Origin of the sequence: Streptomyces mayonensis, from assembly GCF_018982965.1 — a bacterium.
GTDB lineage: Bacteria > Actinomycetota > Actinomycetes > Streptomycetales > Streptomycetaceae > Streptomyces > Streptomyces mayonensis.
In genome coordinates this window covers 1-20,330 of record NZ_JACBYP010000003.1, presented here as the reverse complement: position 1 = coordinate 20,330, position 20,330 = coordinate 1, and the positions used below count along the sequence as shown (strand labels likewise).

Annotated in this window: 18 protein-coding genes and 1 pseudogene; 6 read left to right on the top strand and 13 right to left on the bottom strand. The window is 71.7% G+C overall.

The annotated features are described in order from the left end of the window. Nucleotides 1–58 precede the first annotated feature (58 nt). Nucleotides 59–2,164 carry an ATP-binding protein gene (locus HZS56_RS01500; RefSeq protein ID WP_216718797.1) on the top strand — a complete coding sequence of 702 codons (2,106 nt, stop codon included), beginning with the start codon at nucleotides 59–61 and terminating at the stop codon, nucleotides 2,162–2,164. A 61-nt stretch (nucleotides 2,165–2,225) separates the two neighbouring features. Then, a pseudogene (locus tag HZS56_RS01495) lies at nucleotides 2,226–2,944 on the top strand (transposase); the annotation flags it as partial. A 173-nt stretch (nucleotides 2,945–3,117) separates the two neighbouring features. On the opposite strand, the gene HZS56_RS01490 reads toward HZS56_RS01495, so the two are convergent. Together HZS56_RS01490 and HZS56_RS01485 are read right to left on the bottom strand one after the other, a co-directional pair. Beyond that, nucleotides 3,118–3,420, bottom strand: coding sequence for an antibiotic biosynthesis monooxygenase family protein (locus HZS56_RS01490; protein WP_216718796.1), 303 nt, complete (start codon nucleotides 3,418–3,420; stop codon nucleotides 3,118–3,120). 519 nt (nucleotides 3,421–3,939) lie between these two features. After that, the gene (locus HZS56_RS01485) at nucleotides 3,940–4,770 is read right to left on the bottom strand and encodes an SDR family oxidoreductase (protein ID WP_216718795.1); all 831 of its coding nucleotides are present in this window, start codon (nucleotides 4,768–4,770) and stop codon (nucleotides 3,940–3,942) included. Between the two features lie 209 nt (nucleotides 4,771–4,979). On the opposite strand from HZS56_RS01485, the gene HZS56_RS01480 reads away from it, so the two are divergent. Then, nucleotides 4,980–5,894: a LysR family transcriptional regulator gene (locus HZS56_RS01480; RefSeq protein ID WP_253913570.1), complete on the top strand. Its 915-nt coding sequence runs from the start codon at nucleotides 4,980–4,982 to the stop codon at nucleotides 5,892–5,894. A gap of 115 nt (nucleotides 5,895–6,009) precedes the next feature. Here the strand turns inward: HZS56_RS01480 and HZS56_RS01475 are convergent, their stop codons facing one another. Then, nucleotides 6,010–6,240, bottom strand: coding sequence for a hypothetical protein (locus HZS56_RS01475; protein WP_216718793.1), 231 nt, complete (start codon nucleotides 6,238–6,240; stop codon nucleotides 6,010–6,012). Between the two features lie 380 nt (nucleotides 6,241–6,620). Beyond that, nucleotides 6,621–7,241 carry a TetR family transcriptional regulator gene (locus HZS56_RS01470; RefSeq protein WP_216718792.1) on the bottom strand — a complete coding sequence of 207 codons (621 nt, stop codon included), beginning with the start codon at nucleotides 7,239–7,241 and terminating at the stop codon, nucleotides 6,621–6,623. Between the two features lie 151 nt (nucleotides 7,242–7,392). Between HZS56_RS01470 and HZS56_RS01465 the strand changes: the two genes are divergently transcribed. Together HZS56_RS01465 and HZS56_RS38670 are read left to right on the top strand one after the other, a co-directional pair. Beyond that, nucleotides 7,393–8,253, top strand: coding sequence for an enoyl-CoA hydratase/isomerase family protein (locus tag HZS56_RS01465; RefSeq protein ID WP_216718791.1), 861 nt, complete (start codon nucleotides 7,393–7,395; stop codon nucleotides 8,251–8,253). A 245-nt stretch (nucleotides 8,254–8,498) separates the two neighbouring features. After that, nucleotides 8,499–9,230, top strand: a complete 732-nt coding sequence (locus HZS56_RS38670; protein WP_444875592.1) for an IS110 family transposase — start codon at nucleotides 8,499–8,501, stop codon at nucleotides 9,228–9,230. Between the two features lie 344 nt (nucleotides 9,231–9,574). On the opposite strand, the gene HZS56_RS01455 is transcribed toward HZS56_RS38670, so the two are convergent. Beyond that, nucleotides 9,575–10,027, bottom strand: a complete 453-nt coding sequence (locus HZS56_RS01455; RefSeq protein ID WP_216718790.1) for a hypothetical protein — start codon at nucleotides 10,025–10,027, stop codon at nucleotides 9,575–9,577. A 422-nt stretch (nucleotides 10,028–10,449) separates the two neighbouring features. Between HZS56_RS01455 and HZS56_RS01450 the strand changes: the two genes are divergently transcribed. Then, complete coding sequence (locus HZS56_RS01450; protein WP_216718789.1) at nucleotides 10,450–11,088, top strand: histidine phosphatase family protein; 639 nt, start codon at nucleotides 10,450–10,452, stop codon at nucleotides 11,086–11,088. Nucleotides 11,089–11,334: 246 nt separating this feature from the next. Here the strand turns inward: HZS56_RS01450 and HZS56_RS01445 are convergent, their stop codons facing one another. From HZS56_RS01445 to HZS56_RS01410, 8 genes are all read right to left on the bottom strand, one after another. Continuing rightward, nucleotides 11,335–12,021, bottom strand: a complete 687-nt coding sequence (locus tag HZS56_RS01445; RefSeq protein WP_216718788.1) for a response regulator — start codon at nucleotides 12,019–12,021, stop codon at nucleotides 11,335–11,337. Further along, complete coding sequence (locus HZS56_RS01440; protein ID WP_216718787.1) at nucleotides 12,018–13,181, bottom strand: sensor histidine kinase; 1,164 nt, start codon at nucleotides 13,179–13,181, stop codon at nucleotides 12,018–12,020. Before HZS56_RS01440 ends, HZS56_RS01445 begins: the two co-directional genes overlap by 4 nt. 27 nt (nucleotides 13,182–13,208) lie before the next feature. Continuing rightward, nucleotides 13,209–13,997, bottom strand: coding sequence for a hypothetical protein (locus HZS56_RS37930; protein ID WP_253913558.1), 789 nt, complete (start codon nucleotides 13,995–13,997; stop codon nucleotides 13,209–13,211). 153 nt (nucleotides 13,998–14,150) lie between these two features. After that, complete coding sequence (locus HZS56_RS01430; protein WP_216718786.1) at nucleotides 14,151–15,212, bottom strand: D-alanyl-D-alanine carboxypeptidase family protein; 1,062 nt, start codon at nucleotides 15,210–15,212, stop codon at nucleotides 14,151–14,153. Nucleotides 15,213–15,375: 163 nt separating this feature from the next. Continuing rightward, entirely contained in the window at nucleotides 15,376–16,629 is a 1,254-nt protein-coding gene (locus tag HZS56_RS01425) for a sensor histidine kinase (RefSeq protein ID WP_216718785.1), read from the bottom strand. Nucleotide 16,630: 1 nt separating this feature from the next. Then, nucleotides 16,631–17,377: a two-component system response regulator CseB gene (gene cseB, locus HZS56_RS01420; protein ID WP_216718905.1), complete on the bottom strand. Its 747-nt coding sequence runs from the start codon at nucleotides 17,375–17,377 to the stop codon at nucleotides 16,631–16,633. A gap of 253 nt (nucleotides 17,378–17,630) precedes the next feature. Beyond that, the gene (locus tag HZS56_RS01415) at nucleotides 17,631–18,725 is read right to left on the bottom strand and encodes a PP2C family protein-serine/threonine phosphatase (protein ID WP_216718784.1); all 1,095 of its coding nucleotides are present in this window, start codon (nucleotides 18,723–18,725) and stop codon (nucleotides 17,631–17,633) included. A 383-nt stretch (nucleotides 18,726–19,108) separates the two neighbouring features. Continuing rightward, the coding region (locus tag HZS56_RS01410; protein ID WP_216718783.1) for an MFS transporter at nucleotides 19,109–20,330 on the bottom strand (1,222 nt) is incomplete at its 5' end.

The window sequence follows — 20,330 nt, the reverse complement described above, 5'->3', positions numbered from 1 at the left end:
ACCGTCGGACGGCACCGTCGGCCCGCCGCTGATCGTGCGACTTCTATGCTGGGCCCCCATGAACGCGAACGGCATGATGAGGCTCGGTGACCGGCTGAACGAGAGCCGGCGGAGGTCTTTCGTCGGCCGCGACGGGGAACTCCGGCGTTTCGGCAGAGCGCTGGACGGCGGCCCCGACGCTCCTCGTGTGCTGTTCCTGCACGGTCCGGGAGGCGTGGGGAAATCCGCCCTTCTGCGGCGCTTCGCCGACGAGGCCGTGCTGCGGAACCGCCCCGTCGTCCGGGTCGACGGCCGCACCGCCCCGGCCGACGTGCAGGGCTTCGGCCGCGCCGTCCGTCCCGCGTCGCAGGATCCGCGCACCGTGCTCCTCATCGACACCTTCGAGGACCGCGGGCATCTGGAGACGTGGCTGTTCGACGAGTGTCTGCCGTGTCTGCCGGACGGTACGGTCACCGTCGTCGCGGGCCGCCGGGCGCCCGCCCCGGTCCGGCTCGCCGACCCCGCCTGGGCCGGTCTGCTCGACGTACTGCCGGTGACCGCCCTCGACCCGGCCGAGAGCCGCCTCTTCCTCCAGCGGCGCGGAGTTCCCGAGGCCCTGCACCGCGACATCCTCGCCTTCACCGGCGGACATCCGCTGGCCCTCGCACTGGCCGCGGCAGCCACAGCGACAGCCACAGCCACAGCCACAGCCACAGCCACAGCCACCGGCAAGTCTCCCGGCCCGGACGCCACTGTCGACTGGTCCCCCGGCCAGGACGTCATCTCCGCCCTGCTGCGCCACCTTGTGGGTGATCCCCCCACCCGCGACCACTGGGCCGCCCTGGAGGTGTGCGCGCACGCCCATATCACCTCCGAACATCTGCTGCGCGCCCTCCTCGGGGAGCAGGGCCGCGAGTTGTTCGGCTGGCTCAGGGAACAGCCGTACATCGAGACCACGTCGGCAGGCGTCCACCCGCACGACGTGATCCGGGAGGCGCTCGAAACGGATCTGCGCTGGCGGGATCCGGACGGCTTCGCCGACCTGCACACCCAGCTCAGGCAGTACCTGCTGGAGCGGGTGCGTACGGCCACACCCGCCCGCTTCCTCCAGGCGGTCGGAGAACTGCAGTTCCTGTACCGCACGGACGGGTTCATGTCGGACACACACCGCTGGCACCCGTACGGACTGGTGCAGGACCTTCCCTACCGTCCCGGCCACGAACCCGCCGTCATGGAACTGATCCGGCACCGCGAGGGGACGGATTCGGCGCGTACCGCCGCCTACTGGCTCGCCCGCCGGCCCGAGGCGTTCCGCGTCCAGCGGGTACCGCCCGGCGAGGACGTCGCCGGGGCCTCGGCCTGGCTCAAGCTGACGGCGTTCGACGGCGAGGAGCGGGACCCGGTCGCGGCCGTGGCCTGGGAGCACGTACGCCGGCACGGCCCGCTGCGGACGGGCGAACACATCTCCATGGCGCGTTTCCACGTCGGCCGCGGCACCTACCAGCGGCCCTCACCCGTGATGGACCTGGTGCTGTGGCGCATGTTCGGCGAGATCGTCCGGGACGAGAGGCTCGCCTGGACCTTCATCGTCATGCGGGACGACGGATTCTGGGACCAGCACCTGCTCCACTGCGACATGCGGCCCGTCGACACGACGGTGGAGATCGGGGGTCACCGCTACCGGCTGTTCGCCCATGACTGGCGTCCCCTGACCACGGCCTCCTGGCTGGCGGAGAAGACAGACGGGATGCTCGGCGCCGCTCCCGCGGGCTCCGCGCCCGCGGACGGTCCGGGCGGTGACGCCTTCGTCATGACACATGCCGAGTTCACCGCCGCGGTCCGCTCCGCGCTGCGCACGCTGCGCCGGCCCGACGAACTGGCCCTCAGCCCCCTGCGGAACAGCCGGCTGGTACGAGCCCACGCCATGCCACTGGAGGAGGTGCTCCGCAACGCCATCCACCATCTGCCGCTGGAGCGGGGCGGCGAGAAGAGTCACCGCGCCGCCTTGGCCGCGTTCGTGGAAGGGGCGTCGACCCAGGAGGCCGCCGCGCGGCGGCTGGAGCTGCCCTTCAGTACGTACCGGCGGCATCTCGCCGACGCGGTGGAGCGGGTCACCGACATCCTGTGGCGCCATGAGATCGACGGGACACCGCTACGGCGACCGGGAGCACAATCCGCCGGCTGAGTCCCGCGCCCCACACGGGGCGGACCGCTTCGGACATCTCAGCTTGACCTTCCACCCCGCGGGTCACCCGACCCGCTGCTCTGCGGTTCTTTCCGGGGGCAGTGGAAACGGCCGTCCTCCACGCTTCGGGATTCCGCGTGGAGGCCGATCACCTGCCCGGCGGCCAGGACCCGCTGCCTGTCTGGCCCAGATGCCGAAACAGTACCGGCGGGGACGGCAGACCCTGATCCGCACCGACTCCGGCGGCGGCACCCACGCCTTCGTCGCCTGGCTCGCCCAGCGCGGGCGGTGGCTGTCGTACTCGGCCGGCATGACCATCACCGACGCCCTCCACCAGGCCGTCCTCAAGGCCCCGGCCTCGGCCTGGACACCGGCCGTGGAACCCGACGGCGGCATCCGCGACGGCGCCTGGGGCGTCGAGATCGACGCCGGCAGCAACTGCCTGGCCGGCTGGTCCAAGGGCATGCGGCTGATCGTGCGGAAGGAACGGCCGCAGCCCGGCGCCCAGTTGCGCTTCACCGACGCCGACGGTCATCGGCTGGCCTGCTTCGCCACCAGCACGGGCGGCGAAGCAGTCGCCGCCCTCGAACTGCGCCACCGGCAGCGGGCTCGGGCCGAGGACCGCATCCGCGCAGCCCGCGCTTTCGCCTGTTCTCCAGCGCCGCCCAGCTCGTCACCACCGGTCGCCGCCGCATCTTTCGTATGGCCGGGCGCTGGCCCTGGGCCGAGGTGATCACCGGCGCCCTGGACCGGATCCGAGCTCTCCCGAATCCCGGCTGACCAGCACGTCCCCGTCCCTGCGAGCAGCACAAGCCCACCGGAACCGTGGAACCCGGCGCGCCCCCGACGCGACAGACGGGCACCCGGCCTGCCCATCAGCAGGCACAGAACGCGAAACGGTCTGCCGACTCCGTCGGCAGACCGTCGTGAAAGGCCGAGGTCAAATAGAAAGGTCAGAAACCCTCGATGACGGCGTCGGCGTGAAACGCCTCCGGGGGCACGGTGAAGAAGGGGGCCATCGCACCGGCGAACTTCGCGAACCCCTCGCTTTTCGTGAACACCTCCGTGTGGTGCTCCAGAGACTCCCACTGGACGCACAGCAGGATGGCTCCTTCCTTGTCGATGGCCCGGAACATTTTCGCGTCCAGACAGCCACTGTCCTCCTTGAGGACCGGCAGATGCGACCGGACGACGGATTCGAACTCGTCCTGCTTTCCTTCGGTCACCGTGATCCGGACGATTTCCCAGACCGCCATGTGTTTACCTCCTGAGTTTCTTTCTTCTGTCGTTCTGTTCGTGGGCGTGCGTCTTCAGCGTGTCGTCGCTCGGGAGCGGGGTCGCGGTGAAGACGTGTTCGGGGTCGTAGGCTTCCTCGCAGGTTGTCCGCGGCCGGCCCGGCGGTGCCCAGCAGCGGGCCGTAGCCGCCGAGAGTGAGCCCGGCCAGGCCGACGTCGCCGGTGGTGCCCCCGGTGATGTTCGCACCGGACGAGGCGAGGGCCGTGACGAGGTGACTGCGACGCCGGCCTGCGTGCCGGTACGGGCCGTACGACCAGGGACGGCCGGGTGGTCACCGCACCTTCCAGAGCGTTGTCGTGCCGGTGCAGGAGGGATCGCCGGGACGGAACAGGCCGTCGACCGGCAATCGCTCGCTCAGTCGGCGGACGGGTTCATCGACAGCGTGCCGGAAGTCATTCCCCTTCTCCGTATGTGCCGACGGTTCTCCGTATGGGCCGACGGTCTGGCGGGACCGGGCACTGCCAATGATCGTCCTGCTGTCAGTCCAGCCATGCGGACATGGCCTTGAGCACGGTGGCACCGTCCAGGTCCGCGAGGGACAGCCCGACAAAGTCGACGGCGGCCCGGGACGTCTGCCAACGGAACCTGGGGGTGTCCGTCGTCGCCGCCTCGATGACCACCGCCGCCGCGTCCTCGGCCGCCTGCCCGTTCGCCATCTGCCCATCGGCCGCGCGGAGGAACGTGTCGGCCAGATCTCGATAGGGATCGTCGAGGGCGTCGAGCGCCTCGGTGTCGAGGTTCTCCCTCATGTTCGTCACGACGGACGCGGGCTCGACCACGCTGACGGTGACCCCGAACCGGGCCGCCACCGGCGCGAGGGACTGCATCAGCCCCTCCATGGCGAATTTCGAGGCGCAGTACGCGTCCAGGAACGGCTCGCCGACGACCCCTCCGTTGCTCGTCACGGTGACGATCCGCCCGGCGCCGGAGCGACGCATCGACGGCAGCACGTGCCGGGTGAGCGCGGCGGCTCCCAGGAAGTTGACGTCGAGCTGCTTCCGCAGAGCGGCGTCGCTCAGTTGCTCAAGTGTGCCGAAGGTGGCGCTGCCGGCGTTGTTGACGAGGAAGTCGACCGTCCCGAACTCGGCCGTCACCTCGTCCAGACACGCCCGTGCCCGGTCGTGGTCCGTGACGTCCAGGGCCCGCACCGCCAGCTCCACACCCTGGCGTTCGGCCTCGGCCCGCAGCGCGTCGGAGCGGCCCGTGTCACGCATCGTCGCCACGACGCGCAGTCCCCGGTGCGCCAGGCCGACCGCGGTGTGCAGGCCGATACCGCTTGAAGCCCCCGTGACTACGGCGACTGAATCCATCGGTTGTGCCCCTTGCTGTTCGCACCGGTCCGTCCGGCGCCCTGTCAGCGAACCACCCGGTCCGCCGGACACGGAAGTACCGATCGGGCATGCCCACCCATGCCCGCCGGGCATGGAGTCCGTCGCCGCCCCAAAAACCCCAAGGCCCGCCGGCACTCCCACGTACGGGGAGCCCAGACCGCGTTCAATACGCTGCGTGAGTGACGAACATGGACCTCCGACAGATCAGGTACTTCCTCGCCGTCGCGCGTGAGCTGAATTTCACCCGTGCCGCACGGGAGCTCACCATGACCCAACCTGCCCTGTCCCGCGCCATACGGTCACTGGAACAGACAGTGGGCGCCAACCTGTTCGTCCGCGGGCCGCGCTCCGTCGAACTCACCGACGTCGGACGCGTCCTGATGGCCGAGGTCTCCGGCCTCGACGCACGTGCGACGACCGCGCTCCACCGGGCCCGGCAGGCGGCTCGGACCCCCAGCCGTCCCCTTCGGCTCGCGGTACGCGGCTGTGACGGCGCGCTGGCGCGCCGTCTGCTCCGGGAGTGCGCGGTCCGCATACCCGGCCAGAAGGTGGAGCTGGTGCTCACCGCACCTCTGGCCCAGCCCGCCGCGGTCCGCTCCGGAAGGTGCGACCTGGCCCTGATCCGGGCGCCCTTCAGCGCCTGGGGGCTGGAGAGCGAGACGCTGCTGACCGAACCCCGCGTCGCGCTCGTACCCATGGATCATCCACTCGCGGACCGCGCCGAGGTCGGCCTGGACGAGCTGGCCGGAGAGCCGGTGGTGACGGGGCCGGTGGCCAGTGAGCAGGAACGTGTCTACGCGGCCGGCGCCGACCTCCGTGACCGGCCCTGGCGTGAAGGGCCGACGGTGCGCGACTCCCTGGACATCCTGTCCACCGTCGGTTTCGGGCAGGGGATAGCGTTCGTCCCCCGGTCCGTGCTGCCGGCGGACACCCACCCGTGGGGCATCGAGACGGTACGGGTACGGGACCTGTCACCCAACTCCCTGCATCTGGTCTGGCACGAGGCGAGTACCTCCCGGGCCGTCGCCCGGTTCGTCCGGCTCACGCTGGAGGTGTCGGACGCGGTGGCCACGTCCTGCGGTGCCGCCGTCGAGAGCGGGTGACGAGAACGGGCAGACAGTACGCGTCACCGGGTCGCCGGCTCACAGGTTCACAGGTTCAGAATCGTCGCCGCCAGCTCGCTGTGGCCGCGGACACCGGTCTTCACGAAGACGCTCTTCAGATGTCCTGCACGGTCGATACGGTGCTGTGCAGTTCCGTGGCGATGGCCCGGGACGGCAGACCGGCGACGACCCGCTTCAGTACGTCCCGCGCACGCGGTGTGAGCCCGTCCGCGAGCAGCAGCAGCAGCAGCTCAGCCACGTCGGTGGTCGGCGCCGGGTTCGTCCCCACGGCCACCGGCGCCGGGGCGGGCCGCCGCTCAGTGGGGAGGCGTGCAGCGAGAGCCACCGGCCCGACCGGCCGCGGACCCGCCCGTACGCCGGCAGGTCCGCGGCCTTCCCCCGCGCGGCGACTTCCAGAACCGCGAGGGGCAGCCCGGCTCCCGGCGAGGCCGGTTCGTGCGGCCAGAGTGTGGCGACCGGAGTCGTGGCCGACGAGGTCGACGGGTCCATCGGGCTTTTCCAGTCGCGCAATGATCCAGTCGACGTACCGGCGTATTCGTACGGGGGTCGGGGCGATGTTCCTCCGCGGGGGGCGGCGGGGGGGCGGAATGCGGACAGTGGCGCAGACGAGGGCCGCACCGGCGTAGAAGATCCACAGCCAGCCGGCGCTCTCGCGCCGCCGTCGCCGGGGGTGTCCGGCCGAGTAGGGGAATGCGCCGAAGCCGGTTACGACCTGCTGTCCGACGGGTGTGCCGGGGCGGCGAAGGCGGCGAAGGCGGTGTCCAGCAGTGCGCCGGGGTCCTTCTTGCCGTCGCTGGCGCTCCAATGCGCCAGGACGACCCACAAGCATTCGAGTGCCGCCGCGACGCGGACGTCGGCGATGACCGATGATCCGTCGGTCCCGTCCGGGGTGGTCGTCTTGTGCAGCCGGGCGACGATCTCCGGTCGCCATGCGGTCTGCTTCTCCCGGAGCCGTGCGCACAGGGCCGGGGTCTGGTCGATCAGGCCGAGGATCGTCGCGAGGTTCGGCACATCGCGCACGAGGTACGTGACGGCCGACTCCAGGGCGTTGCGCAGCCTGCCCCAGTCGTCCTGGTCGGCCCGTTCGGCATCGAGCGCATCGGCGATGACATCACCGACGGGGTCGAAGACGAACAGGAGCACGTCTTCCTTGGTGCCGAAGTAGCGCAGAAACGTGCTCCGCGACACTCCGGCGGCTTTGGCGAGGTCGGCAAAGGTGACCTGGTCGAAGCCGGTCAGGCAGAACCGGTCGAACGCCACGCGGGCCAGCTCCGCCCGGACCGCGTGACGGCTGATCTCCCGGGTACCGACTGATGCTGCACTCATGGTGACGAGTCTACTTGAGTACACTCATTGGCTTTTTCGAAACTGATCCTCTACTTTGATACTCAGTGTCAGCCGCGAAGCTGGGAATCGCGGCGTATCCCCGGTCGGCGGCTCGTCACGCGTCGGCCTCTCTGTGAAGTGGAGCCACCCCATGAGCTACGACGACCTCTCCGCCCTGACGATCGACGTCTCGGACGGGGTCGCGACGGTGACCATCGACCACCCGCCGCTCAACCTGATGGACGCGGTCCTGCTGCCGTCCCTGCGGGCGTTCGTCGCCCGGGTGCGTGATGACGCCGACGTCCGCGTCATCGTCTTTGAGAGCGCCGACCCGGAATTCTTCGTCGCGCACGGCGACATGGCCTACCTCACCGACCCGGACGCACTGCCCGCCGCCACCCGCGCCGCGATCGCGGCCGCACCGGACGCGACCATTCCCGAGGGGCTGAACATCCTCCAGGCGCTGAACCAGGAGGTCCGCTCGCTGCCCCAGGTCACCATCGGCAAGCTGGCGGGCTTCGCCCGCGGCGCGGGCAACGAGTTCTTCATGTACCTGGACATGCGCTTCGCGGCGATCGGCAAGTCAGGGCAGGGACAGCCGGAGTCTCTGATGGGCATCCTCCCCGGAGGCGGCGGCACGGTGAACATGACGCGCCTGGCGGGCCGGGCCCGCGCACTGGAACTCATCCTCGGCGCCGAACTCGTGGGCGCGGAGCTGGCGGAACGCTACGGCCTGATCAACCGTGCGCTGCCCGCCGGGGAACTCGACGCGTTCGTCGACGCCCTGGCCCGACGGATCGCCGGCCTGCGGCCGGAGGTGATCGCCATCACCAAGGCCGCGGTCGACGCGGTCGCGCAGCCGATTCCCGACGCGGCGTACGCCGTGGAGAACGAGGGCCTGTTCGCGGCGTTCGGCGACGAGGTCACCGACCTCGCCCACAAGCTGCTCGCCGCCGGTATCCAGACCCGCGAGGGCGAACGGGACCACGAGCGCATCGCCAACAGCGTCTGAGCTCGCCCTGCCGTTCTGTCACGGGTCCATGCCGGTCATTCCTGGGATCGGTGGGCCCGAGGACTCCGGGTATGGCTGTGAGCTTGACGCCGCTCGATGGCTGAAGAGACTTGGCCGCCCGGAGCCCGTGACGGTCACAACCGCTCAGTGGGATACGCGACTTGATCGCTGTGTGGGACAACGTCGGCAAGACCGTCCGCGCGGGACCACAGAACGGACATCTGACGGAGGCGGCCACGCTCACGATCTGTGCCGGGGTCGACATCGGCAAGGAGCATCACCACTGCGTGGCACTCGACGCCCGCAGTGAACGGAGGCTGTCACGCCGTGTCGGCAACGACGAGCCCGAGCTGCTGGAGCTCATCGGCGACGTGCTCGCCCCCGCCGAGCCGGGCGAGGTGCTGTGGGCGATGGACACCAACCGCGGCAGCGCCGCCCTGCTCATCGGCATCCTGCGCCGCGGCTTGACGACGGTTATCGGGAAGTTCTACGAGTCGGCGGCGCGGGCCGACGAGGTGTCGGGCCTTGACGTGGAGGAGCCTGTACCCGCAGGACAAGCCGGGGAAGATCACCGCCAAGGGCGGGGCGCACCCGAGGACATCGAGGACCTGGACGGCGCCCTCACCGATGATCGTGGACGGTTGATCGCGCCGTCACCCCGCGGGCGGCTCAGCATCATTGACGGAGACGATCAGATACGGGTCGATCTGCAACCAGAAGGCACCGCCGTCCCGTTGGACCGCTCCGTCGAATCCCGTACCGCGCAACCGCTTCCATGCCGCAAGGACGTCGGTGATCGCGACGCGGAGTTGGGCTCCTGGAACATCCGTGGCCCGCTCCTTGCGGAACCACTGCCTGGAGGACCAGATTCTCGTAGGAGACCCAGTCTTGCCGCGGCGGGACGTGGTCATCCCCAGAGCTGTGAGGGCTTCGTTCATGCGGCCGATGTCAGTGACGGGCAAGTACGCGCTCTGTAGCCGGGGTTGTACAGGTGATCGGTACTCGATGTCCGCCGGCGCCTCCGCGTGAGGCACATCGTGGACATCGTCTCCCGTTTCCACGCGCCGCACCCCACGGATGAGGAAGAGGTTCTGACCGTCCACAGTGGTCAGACGAGTGCGATATGCAGACCAGTTGCCGACCATCAGCGTGCCTCGGCTCACGACGCGTGCCTCGCGGCGGTCCGGAAGCAGAAGGCCGGTTGCGATGTCGGCGGCGTCGAGTTCATCGAGAAACCGCGACCGTGCCTGACCGGCTTCGTCCGGGGAGGGCGGAGTCAGCGGCTCGGGGACCGGCCGGAGCAGGTTCTCGGCCAGCGCGTTCAGCAGAGGTCCGCAACCGATGTCCGGTGGACACGGTGGAGTCGAAAGTAGCGGTTGGCAGTGGGCAGGAACATCAGCGCCAAGGCGGAGAGCACGGCAACCACGTGCACCACCCGGCTGGCCCCGAAGACCAGGTCCAGCGCTTCGGCCTCCGCCAGTGCCGTGCCGAGCGTGCGGCCCTCGGCCAGGGCACGTACCGGCTCCACCACCATCGAAGCCATACCCACCACACCCAGGCCCAGCGTCAGCAGGATCCGGGCCCAGCCCTGGCCACGGCGCATCCTGACCGCGAGGAGGAGCGCCACGGCGAAGACGGGCAACCGCACTGCGAGCCCTCCAACGATCTCGGCGGCGGAACCCGAGCCGTCGGCCGCCAGTCTGCCCACCGCCAGAACCGTCTCGAAGGCACCGGCGGCAACAGCCGTGATCCACAACGCGAACGCGGCGCGCACCGGCCCAGGAGGCGCCTGGGAAGCCGACACCAGGGGCGCTGCGTCGGGGGTGTGCGATTGGTCGACGGAATGAACTGGTTGTGCGGAGCGCGACATCATGACCTCAATTCGTGAGCCTGAGGGACGGGTACGAGCAGCGCTCCCCGATCCTCCAGGCACGGCACGGCCACGGCCCGCCTGCTGACCTGTGCATTTCTGCGGGGGGTATCCCCACTGCCCGTGGCCTTCGGTGCTGCGCACTGCGGCGGCCCGGCGCGAAGGCCCCGGGCGGTAGCGCTCCGGGCCTCCACAACCGGCATCGACCGCCGCGGAGCACCGACGACCGGGCTGCCTCCTGAGCGCAAGAAGACAGGCCCGTGATCGCACCGGGCTAAGGTGGCGGGCCGTGTTCAGGGACGCCGTCAACCGAAAGGCAGCATCTTGTGCGCACTCTCCACGTCGTCACCCACCCGGAAGCGACGCACCACGTCGAGGGAGTCGTCGGCGGATGGCACGACTCGCGCCTGACGCCTGTCGGTGTTCGTGCGGCGGCTTCCATCGCCCGAGCGCTTCGGGCTCGGATCCCGGACGGCGTCGAGGTGGAGCTGTTCTCCTCGGACCTGCAGCGCACGCGTCAGACCGCCGAGACAGTAGGCGCGCTGTTCGACGTGAAGCCGACCCTTGATCGTCGGCTGCGGGAGAAGTCCTACGGTGAGGCAGGTGGGCGGCCACAGGAATGGCTGGACCGGCGCTTCGTCCCACCGCCGGCTGTCGGGGAGCGGATGGACCATGACGAGGGCGTGGCGGGCGCCGAGACGAAGGCGCAGTGGGCACAGCGTGTCTACGCAGCCATGGACGAGATCCTGCAGCGTCCCTGCGAGCACCAGATCATCGTCACGCACGGCGGCTCGCTGACCTTCGTCCTGGCGTCCTGGATCAGGATGCCGATCGAGTCGGCCGGCTACGCCAGCTTCCGGGGTGCCTCCGGCAGCATCACCACGCTGCGCGAGGACGATTTCTTCCACAACCGCCAAGTCGTCAGCCTTGGCGACACTCGCCATCTCGATGCCGAGCAACGCTGAACCTGCACCCCGGCCGCATCCGACCGCGTCCGTTCAGCAAGATCCGTAAATCCCGTTACGAGCTCCTGAAGTCCGGGTACGGCCGACGGCGCCCAGCCCTCTCCTCCGAGTGCAGCCGGACCCTGAAGTCCGACGGTCTCGTGCTGCCTTCCCGGGCGACCGCCGGACCGGCCGACGACGGCCACGGGAGCGGGCACGGACCGAACTCCCCATGCGGGCGGGTCTCTGGTGAGGGTCGTCGCGGCGTCACGCTTCTCGTCGGCGGTTGCCCGCGAGGCCGGTCTCGTAGGCGACGATCACGAGCTGGGCGCGGTCGCGGGCACGGAGCTTGGTGAGCAGGCGTCCGATGTGGGTCTTGACCGTGGCCGGGCTCAGATGGAGGTGTGCTGTGATCTCCGTGTTGGACAGCCCCCGCGCGATCAGGCCGAGCACCTCCAGCTCCCGGTCGGTCACTCCGTCCAGCGTGCGGCTGGGTGGGCGCGCGGGCTCCGGGCGGCGGGCGAACTCCTCGATCAGGCGGCGGGTCACCGAGGGAGCGAGCAGTGCCTCGCCCGCGGCCACGACGCCGACGGCGGTGAGGACCTCGGCGGGCGGCGTGTCCTTGAGCAGAAAGCCCGCGGCGCCGGCGCGCAGGGCGCCGTAGACGTACTCGTCCAGGTCGAAGGTGGTGAGGATGAGGACCCGGACGCCGGACAGCACCGGGTCCGAGCAGATCAGCCGGGTCGCCTCGATGCCGTCGAGGTCCGGCATGCGGATGTCCATGAGCACCACGTCCGGCCGTTCGCGGCGGGCGAGTGCGACGGCCTCCGCTCCGTTCGCGGCCTCGCCCACGGCTGTCATGCCGGGCGTGTGGTCGACGAGGACCCGGAAGCTGCCGCGCACCATCGCCTGGTCGTCGGCGATCAGTACCCGGACCGGGGTCACGTCGGTCATGGTCGCTGGTTCCCTTCGGTGGGGAGGCGGACGGACACCGCGAAGCCGCCCTCCGGCCGGGGGCCCGCCTCGAAGCTGCCGCCGTACATCATCACGCGTTCACGGATGCCCAGGAGTCCGTGTCCGCCCGGCAGTTCGCGGAGGGGGCGCCCGGATGCGGACGGGGGTCCCTCGTCCGTGATGTGGATGCGGATCTCTCGTTCATCCGCCTCTACGGTGACCCGGCAGCGGGTCGGGGCGGCGTGCCGGACGGCGTTGGTGAGGGACTCCTGGACGATCCGGTAGACGGTCAGTTGTGTTCCCTCGGCCAGAGTCTTCGCGACGCGCACCGTCAGGTCGACGTCCACTCCTGCCCGGTTCGCCTCGTCCGCGAGCGAGTCGAGGCGGCCGAGGCCCGGTGCGGGCCCCAGGGGTGCGCCCTCGGTGCGCAGTACGCCGAGTGTGCGCCGCATCTCGGCCAGCGCGGAACGGCTTGTCTCCTCGATGACCTTGAGGGCGGCCCGCGCCTCCTGCGGGTCGGCCTCCGCCACGTGCCCGGCGACACCCGCCCTGACAGCGATCAGGCTGAGGTTGTGCGAGACGATGTCGTGCAACTCCCGGGCGATCCGCAGGCGTTCCTCGGCCAGTGCCTGCTCCGACCGGCGCCGCTCTTCCCGGACGGCCCCGGCCCGGCGGCCGCGCACGGTGAACCCCGCGCCCCAGGCCCCGCCGATCACCAGGAGGACGAGACCGGTCACTCCGACGGCACCCCGCACGTCTTCGGCGGGAGTGATCACCGCCTCCCCGAGATACACACCGCCGCACGCCACCGGCAGCGTCGTCGCGAGTGCGGGCACGGACCGGCGGGTCGGTTCGGCCAGTGCGACGAGGTAGGCGGCGAGCCCGGCGGCGGCGAACGGTTCGCGGGGGATGTCGAGCAGCGACGCCGTGGTCAGCGCGGCCAGCACGGTCACCAGGACCGCGACCGGCCAACGGCGGCGTACCGCGATCGGCAGGCCGACGGCCGCGGCGATCAGACAGCCGAGCCAGAACGGTCCCGTGTAGGCGGGCTGGCCGTCGTCGGCGGCGGTCAGCCGGGCGAAGCCCAGGTATACGGCGGTCAGGGCCAGGGCCGCGCAGAGGTCGAGGGCGTAGAGAGGGCGCTGCCGCTTGGACTTCACGGTCCGACCGTACGTGGACGTGTGCACTCAACCGGCCTGCCCGAGCAGCACCATCAGTACGAGCGTGACCAGGGTCAGCGGCACCCAGCGCAGCACCGCCGCCCGGCTGGGACGGGGTCCTTCGCGCAGGAGCACCAGGCCCAGCGGCACCAGTGCGGCGCACAGTCCTGCCAGGGCCACCAGCGACTGAGGGGTGGTCCCCTTGAGAACGCCGATGGGCAGCGCCGCTGTGAGGCCGAGTGCGGTGGCGCGGACCAGGCCGAGCACCCCGGTGCGCCAGGCGCCGAGGGCAAGGACGATCCACCCGGCGAGGACGGCGGGGTTCAGCGTGGCGGAGACGTGGAAGGCGCCGTAGCCGGCGGCGACCGCTTCGGTGGCGGGCCCGGCTCCCTCGGAACGCACGAGCTGGAAGGCCAGATGGTCCACCCCGGCGTGGAAGGCGCGGGCGAACAGTCCGAACATGACCAGCACCCCGCCCCACAGTCCCCAACCGGCACTGCGGGCCCCGATCCGTGCGGCCACCACGGCCACGGCGGGCCAGAGCAGCAGGCTGCCCGCGGCGAAGAGGCCGTATGCGGTGGCCATCAGGGCGGGGTGCCGCTCGTACGCGGCGAGTTGGTCGGGAAAGAAGAAGTGGAAGCGGGCCCGCAGCAACGCGCCGGTCAGCATCAGGAGGGGGCCGAGCACCATGGCGCACCCGCCCAGCCAACGTCCGGGAAAGCCGGTGGCCTCCCACCGTTCCACAGGAAACGCGCCACGCAGTCGGACGCCGATCGTCGTGGCCGGGACGGCCATGGATGTCTCCGGGTTCGTCATACCGAAGACGATGCCTTCGCCGCCTCTGCGGGGCGTCGGACCAGGAGCTGAAGCGCGGGGTCAGACCTGGGTATGACCCACCGGGCCGCATCAAGGCCCCGTCCCGGGGCCCAGGCCTTCCCCTGGCCTTCCCCTGGCCTTCCCCTGGCCTTCTCACGTGCCTTCGGAGGGTGCACCGTACGTCGCCCCGGAAGTTACGGACCTTCCGGAGGTTCCGGAGGTTCCGGAGGTTCCGGAAGTCACCGAAGCCGTGGGGGCCGTCTCGGCCGCGCGGGTGCGGGCCTCCTCCACCAGGGCGCGGCTGGTGTCGTGGGCGGCTTGCAGGCCCTCCCGCGGGGTGGTGCGGGCGTGTTGGTGCAGGACCACGCCGAGGGCCAGGCGCTGCTGCCCGCTGCGGTCCCGTACGTTGACCGCCCACATCAGGGCGCCGCCGGCCGGGGTGCTGGAGCCGGTCTTGATGCCGATGACGCCCGGTGTGTCCAGCAGGTCGTTGGTGTTGGGGACGGTGCCGGAGGCGCCGGGGGCGGTGGTGCGGGGTTGGGCGACGATGGACCTGAAGACCTTGTCCCGCATGACCTGCCGGGCCAGTTTCAGCTGGTCGACGGCCGTGCTCGTGGTGGTGGGCTCGATGCCGCTGGCCCCCGTGTAGGTGGTCCGGTGCATGCCCAGGTCGGCTGCGGCGCTGTTCATCCGGGCGACGAACGCCTTCTGCGACCCCGCGTCCCAGCGGGCGAGCAGCCGGGCGATGTTGTTGCCGGAGGGGATGAGCATCAGTTCCAGCAACCGCCGTTGGCTCAGCCGCTGTCCCGGCCTCACCTCGACGGTGGATTCGTCGCCGGAGAAGGACTCGCTCACCGCCTGCTGGTCGACGGGGACGAGGGGGCCGGACTCGGTGCCGTGCAGGGGGTGGTCGCGCAGGATCACGTACGCCGTCATCACCTTGGTGACGCTGGCGATCGGCACCGGCCGTTCCGGGCCGTGGGCGCCCAGGTCGCCGCGCTCACCGAGCCCTTCGATCAGCACCGCCGCCTGGCCCTCGTCCGGCCAGGGCACCGCGGCGGCCCGGGTGCCGTCGGTGCGGAGCACGCTCCAGACGGCCACCAGCGCGGCCAGGGCGGTCGCGCCGGCGGCGAGGAGCGTCCCACGGCGCCTGGACCGGCGCGGGGGCGGGGTGCGGGGGCCGTCGTGGTCGCCGAGGCCGGGCGTCGGAAGCATGGGAGCCACCTCCAGTGGGAGCCGCCTCAGGGGGCGCGGTGCGCGGCGTTCGTGCACCGTGGCCACTCTCGGCGGGGTGGATCTCCGCACGGCCGTGGCCGTGTGTTGGCTCCCGCTCGACCGGTCATCCGTTGCGTAACAGCGCCGGAAGGCCCTGGCGCTGTTACCCGGCGGCCGGGAGCCGGAGGGTCGCCACCGCACCGCCGTCCGAGGCGTTGGCGAAGGAGAGGGTGGCTCCGACGACCGCTGCCTGGCCGCGGGCGATGGTGAGTCCGAGGCCGTGTCCCCGGCCGCGTTCCGGTGTGCCGGTGCGGAAGCGCCGGGGTCCGTCGGTGAGCAGGTCGGGCGGGAAACCGGGGCCGTGGTCCCGCACGGTCACCGTGGTCCCGGCGACGGTGACCTCGACGGGGGCGCGGCCGTGCCGGTGGGCGTTGGTGACGAGGTTGGTGACGATCCGGTCGAGACGGCGCGGGTCGGTCTCGGCGCACCCGGCGTCCGTCGCGGTGAACCGCGTCCGCAGCCCGGCGCGGTCCAGTGTGTCGGGGACCGCCTCGGCCAGCGGCACCCGCCGCATCTCGGCCCGTTCGGCGCCCGCGTCGAGCCGGGAGATCTCCAGCAGGTCCTCCACCAGGGTCCGCAGGACCCGCACCCGGTCCTGGACCAGGTCGGTGGCCTCCGACTCGGGCAGCAGGTCGCTCGCGGTGACCAGGCCCATCAGCGGGGTGCGCAGTTCGTGGGCGACGTCGGCGGTGAAGCGCTGCTCGGTCAGCAGCCGCTGGTGCAGGCCGTCGGCCATCGAGTCGACCGTGGCCGAGATGGCGGTGATCTCGTCGTTGCCGCGGCCGGGTCCGGTCCTGGCGGTCAGGTCGCCGGACCCGATCCGGCGGGCGGTGCGCGCCACCCGTCGCAGCCTGCGGTGCGGCAGTTCCGCGGCCAGCGCCGACAGGGGGACGACGACGGCCAGGGTGAGCAGGGAGTACTTCCACATGTGCCGGTCCAGGGCGCGGCGCGTGAGCAGGTCGGCCGTCATGTCGGTCTCCACGGCGACGGGCGCGCCGCGGTGCATGCGCGCCGCCCACATCGAGGGGTGGTCCCCGGGGCCCGGCTCCTCGTACCAGGTGACGTCGCCGCGGGCGGGGTCCTGCCGGTCGTGGAGCCGGTGCAGCAACTCGTCGGGGATGGTGTCGGGCGACAGCTTGAGGCCGGAGGGCTCCAAGCCCTCGCGCTCGTACTCCTCCAGGTCCCGGGACAGTGCTGCGACGGCCTTGGCGGCGCCGTCGTTCATCGAGCGGGTCCGGGTGCTGGAGTGCACCAGGCTTCCGACGGTCAGCGCGACGGCGCAGCAGCACACGGTGACGAGCAGGCAGGTCTTCCAGCGCAGGGAACGCCAGTTGAGCAGGTCGCGCACGGCAGTCACGTCAGCGTCGCAGCTTGTAGCCGAACCCGCGGACCGTCTCGACGCGGTCGGCCCCGATCTTCTTCCGCAGCCGCTGTACGCACAGGTCGACCACGCGGCTGTCGCCGTCCCAGCCGTAGTCCCACACGTTGCGCAGCAGGGTCTGGCGGTCGAGTACGGTGCCGGGGTTCGCGGCGAACTCCAGCAGCAGCCGCAGCTCGGTCGGGGCCAGCGCGACGGGCCGGCCGGCCAGCGACACCTCGAGGCCCGCGGTGTCGACGGTCAGGTCACCGAAGACGAGCAGGGCGCGGTCGTCGCGGCGGGAGTGTTCCGGCCGTGCCCGGTCCGCGGGACGCTGGGCGGAGGCGGAGGCGGAGGCGGAGGTGGGGGCAGGAGCAGGGGCGGGGGCGTAGACCGCCCGGCGCAGCAGTGAGCGGATGCGGGCCACCAGCACCGAGGTGTCGACGGGCTTGACCACGTAGTCGTCGGCGCCGGCCTCCAGGCCGGAGACCACGTCCAGGGCGTCACCGCGCGCGGACATCATCAGTACGGGGTCCATGCTGGTCTCCCTGATCCGGCGGCACAGCCCGATGCCGTCGAGGCCGGGCAGCATCACGTCCAGGAGCAGCAGGTCGTGGCGGCCTTCGCGGAACAGCTCCAGTCCGGTCAGCCCGTCTCCTGCGGACATGACGCGGTAGCCGTAGCGCTCCAGCGCCATGGTGACGGACCTGCGGATGACCTCGTCGTCCTCGACCAGCAGGATCGTCACGGGCGCGGGGCCGTCCACCCCGTCAGTCACTGGGCCGGCCCTCCTCTCCGTGTCTCCGTGCCGCCCGCCGCGGGACCGTTCGTCGTGCGGCGGGCTTCCTTCTCGTCCCGTCCCGCATTCTGCCTTCCGTACGACGCCGGCGGGCATCCGGCACCGCTCGGGCGTGTATCGGCCGCGTATCGGCCGGGCCGGGCGCGTCCCGTGGCGGGCCGGGTGCCGCCCGGGAATCGGCGAGCCGGCCGACTGCGCGTGCTCACGTCGCGAGGCCGGGCGCGCCCGGGTCGTCGTGGTGGCCCTGGTAGCGCAGCAGCAGCATCGCCGCGTCGTCGTGGTGGGGGCCTGCCGCGTGACGGACCAGGTCCTCGCGCAGGGCCTCCAGGGCGCGGTGGACGTCCGGATCCTTCAGGAGGTGGGGGCGTGCGGCGAGCGGGTAGAAGGCGCCCTGTTCGTCGCGGGACTCGGTGACGCCGTCGGTGTACAGGAGCAGTTGGTCGCCGGGGGCGAAGGGCACCTGGTACGGGTCGGGGGCCGGGCCTCCGTGTGCGGCCAGGCCCAGGGGGAGGGCGTACGCGGGCGGTTCGGGGAAGTCGGCGGTGCCGTCGCGGTGGACGAGCATCGGCGCCGGGTGGCCGTAGTTGAGGAGGACGACCCGGTGGTCGTCGCCGATCTCGGCGAGGATCGCGGTGACGAACTTCTCGTCCTCCAGTTCGCGGGCGACGCTGCGTTCCAGCCGTTCGCCGAGACCGGTCAGGTCCTTCTCGTCGTACGCCGCCTCACGGAACGCGCCGAGCACCCGCGCCGCCGTCTCCACCGCCGCCAGGCCCTTGCCCTGGACGTCGCCCACGATCACGCGGACGCCGTGCGGCGAGGCCACGACCTCGTAGAGGTCCCCGCCGATCCGGGCCTCGGCGAGGGCCGAGGTGTACGAGACGGCGGCCTGCAGCGGGCCCGCGGTGAGCGGCACCGGGCGCAGCAGGACCCGCTGGGCCGCCTCGGCGATGGAGCGCACGCTGGCCAGTTCGGCCTCCCGGCGGGAGCGCATCACGGCCGCCGCGATGCCGGCGCCGGTCACTCCGGCCACCGACACCATGGCGGTGTAGCCGCGGGGCCGGTCGAAGAGTCCGTTGTACATGCCGAGGGAGACGCAGAGGAGCAGGGCGACCACGCCGATCACCGCCGTACGCCGCCAGCCGCCGACCAGGCCGGCGAAGGCGGGTCCCAGCGACACCAGCGGCAGCAGTCCCACGCCCGGTCCCGCCGTGACGTCGCCGACGACGACCACGGTCATGGCCGCCACGGGCATCCAGGACAGTGCCGCGGAAGCGGACGGCGACTTCTTCACGGTCATGGATCCACTCCGGTGTCACGGCGCTCGAGAGCCGCCCTCCCCCTGTCGCCGGGCGGCGCCCCTCCCCAGACGGTCAGCCTAGGCAAGCAGATGACCGGCGAGGAGCTTCCCGGCAGGCCTTAATCCAATCGAGAGGCCCGGTCCAGAGCCCCGGTCGGGATCCCCGGTCGGGAGCCCTGATCGCAAGGCCCCGTCGCAAGGTCCGGCCGCAAGGCCCCGTCGCGAACGACGGTCGCGGGCGCCGGTCCGGGCCGCGCGCCCCGGCCAGGTCGCGGGCCCCGGTGCAGGTGGGCCGTGCCGGGGTGCTGCCCCCACCAGGCGGCCCCCTCGCGGCCCGTGCGGAGGGCCGGTGCACGCCGGCGTGCACCGGCGGGCGGCGCGCGTCACGTGGTCGCCCGTGCCGCGGGGACCGCCCGGGTCGGCCACAGTCCCCCGTCGGCCGCGCCCCGGCGGCTGATCGCCGTCAGGGTGAGGGTCACCGTGAGCGAGGCGAGGGCCATCGCGGTCATCGCCGTCGCCGGTGAGGTGAGCTGGGCGACCGTGCCGGCCAGTGTCGCGGCGAGGCCCTGCATGGTGAGCATCCCTGCGGAGTGCAGGCCGAGCGCGTGGCCGGAGAGGTCGTCGGGGGTCAGCGCGACCAGGCGCTCCTGCTGCACCAGGCTCGCGCCGAAGCCGACCGAGGCCAGTGCGACCAGTACGGCCGTCAGCGGCAGCGGCGGGTGCAGGAAGAGGACGAGGTACGGCGCGGCCAGCAGCACCAGGAGCGGGATGCCGAGCCGCGGACGCAGCCGGGCCGGCAGGAGGCGGCCGATCGTCACGTCGCCGGCCAGCATGCCCAGCGCCGCGCAGGCGAAGAGCGTGCCCGCGGCGTGCGGCTCGTAGGAGACGTACAGGGACTCGCAGCCGACGACGAGGCCGTTGGGGATCCACAGGGCCAGGTAGACGTGGCGGCGCGGAGGGGCGGACCACAGCCGGGCGTTGGCGCGCCAGGTGGCCCGCACGGAGGGGCGGCCGGAGGCGCGCGGCGGGCGGCGGGTCAGGCGCAGGGCGAGGGCGGCGGACGTGCCGTACAGCGCGGCCGCGAGCAGCAGGCACAGGCGCGGCGACAGCAGGGCCACCAGGACGCCGCCGGCCGCGTATCCGGCGATCTGCATGATGCCGGTCATCATGTTGAAGAGCGAACGCCCCGACAGGTAGCCGTCCTTGGAGAGGATCTCGGTCAGCAGGCCCCAGCGGACGCCGCCGCCGAGGGAGGCGATCAGGCCCTCGGCGAGGACGATGGCGAGCATCGCCCAGACCGGCAGGCCGGGCAGCGCGAGGGCCGCGGTGGCGGCGGCGAAGGCCAGTGAGAGACCGGCCAGCGTCGCGCGCGGCGGCAGCCGGTCGGCACCGGAGAGGAAGAACGTGGCGCCCAGCACCTGGGCGAGGGCCGGGCCGAACATGCTCAGCGCGGACAGCAGCGGCGAGTTCGTGGCCCGGAACACGAGTGTGCCGAGGGCCAGTCCGCTCACCGTCTGGGCGGCGATGTTGGCCGAGGAGGAGAGGAAGAGAGCGCTGAACTCGGGGGTTCTGAAGAGGTCGCTGTAGGTCTTGCGGGGGGTGGGC

Coding starts and splice junctions, on each gene's coding strand:
- HZS56_RS01500 (WP_216718797.1), top strand. CDS start 59: ATGAACGCGAACGGCATGATGAGGCTCGGTGACCGGCTGAACGAGAGC.
- HZS56_RS01490 (WP_216718796.1), bottom strand. CDS start 3,420: ATGGCGGTCTGGGAAATCGTCCGGATCACGGTGACCGAAGGAAAGCAG.
- HZS56_RS01485 (WP_216718795.1), bottom strand. CDS start 4,770: ATGGATTCAGTCGCCGTAGTCACGGGGGCTTCAAGCGGTATCGGCCTG.
- HZS56_RS01480 (WP_253913570.1), top strand. CDS start 4,980: ATGGACCTCCGACAGATCAGGTACTTCCTCGCCGTCGCGCGTGAGCTG.
- HZS56_RS01470 (WP_216718792.1), bottom strand. CDS start 7,241: ATGAGTGCAGCATCAGTCGGTACCCGGGAGATCAGCCGTCACGCGGTC.
- HZS56_RS01465 (WP_216718791.1), top strand. CDS start 7,393: ATGAGCTACGACGACCTCTCCGCCCTGACGATCGACGTCTCGGACGGG.
- HZS56_RS01445 (WP_216718788.1), bottom strand. CDS start 12,021: ATGACCGACGTGACCCCGGTCCGGGTACTGATCGCCGACGACCAGGCG.
- HZS56_RS37930 (WP_253913558.1), bottom strand. CDS start 13,997: ATGACGAACCCGGAGACATCCATGGCCGTCCCGGCCACGACGATCGGC.
- HZS56_RS01430 (WP_216718786.1), bottom strand. CDS start 15,212: ATGCTTCCGACGCCCGGCCTCGGCGACCACGACGGCCCCCGCACCCCG.
- HZS56_RS01415 (WP_216718784.1), bottom strand. CDS start 18,725: ATGACCGTGAAGAAGTCGCCGTCCGCTTCCGCGGCACTGTCCTGGATG.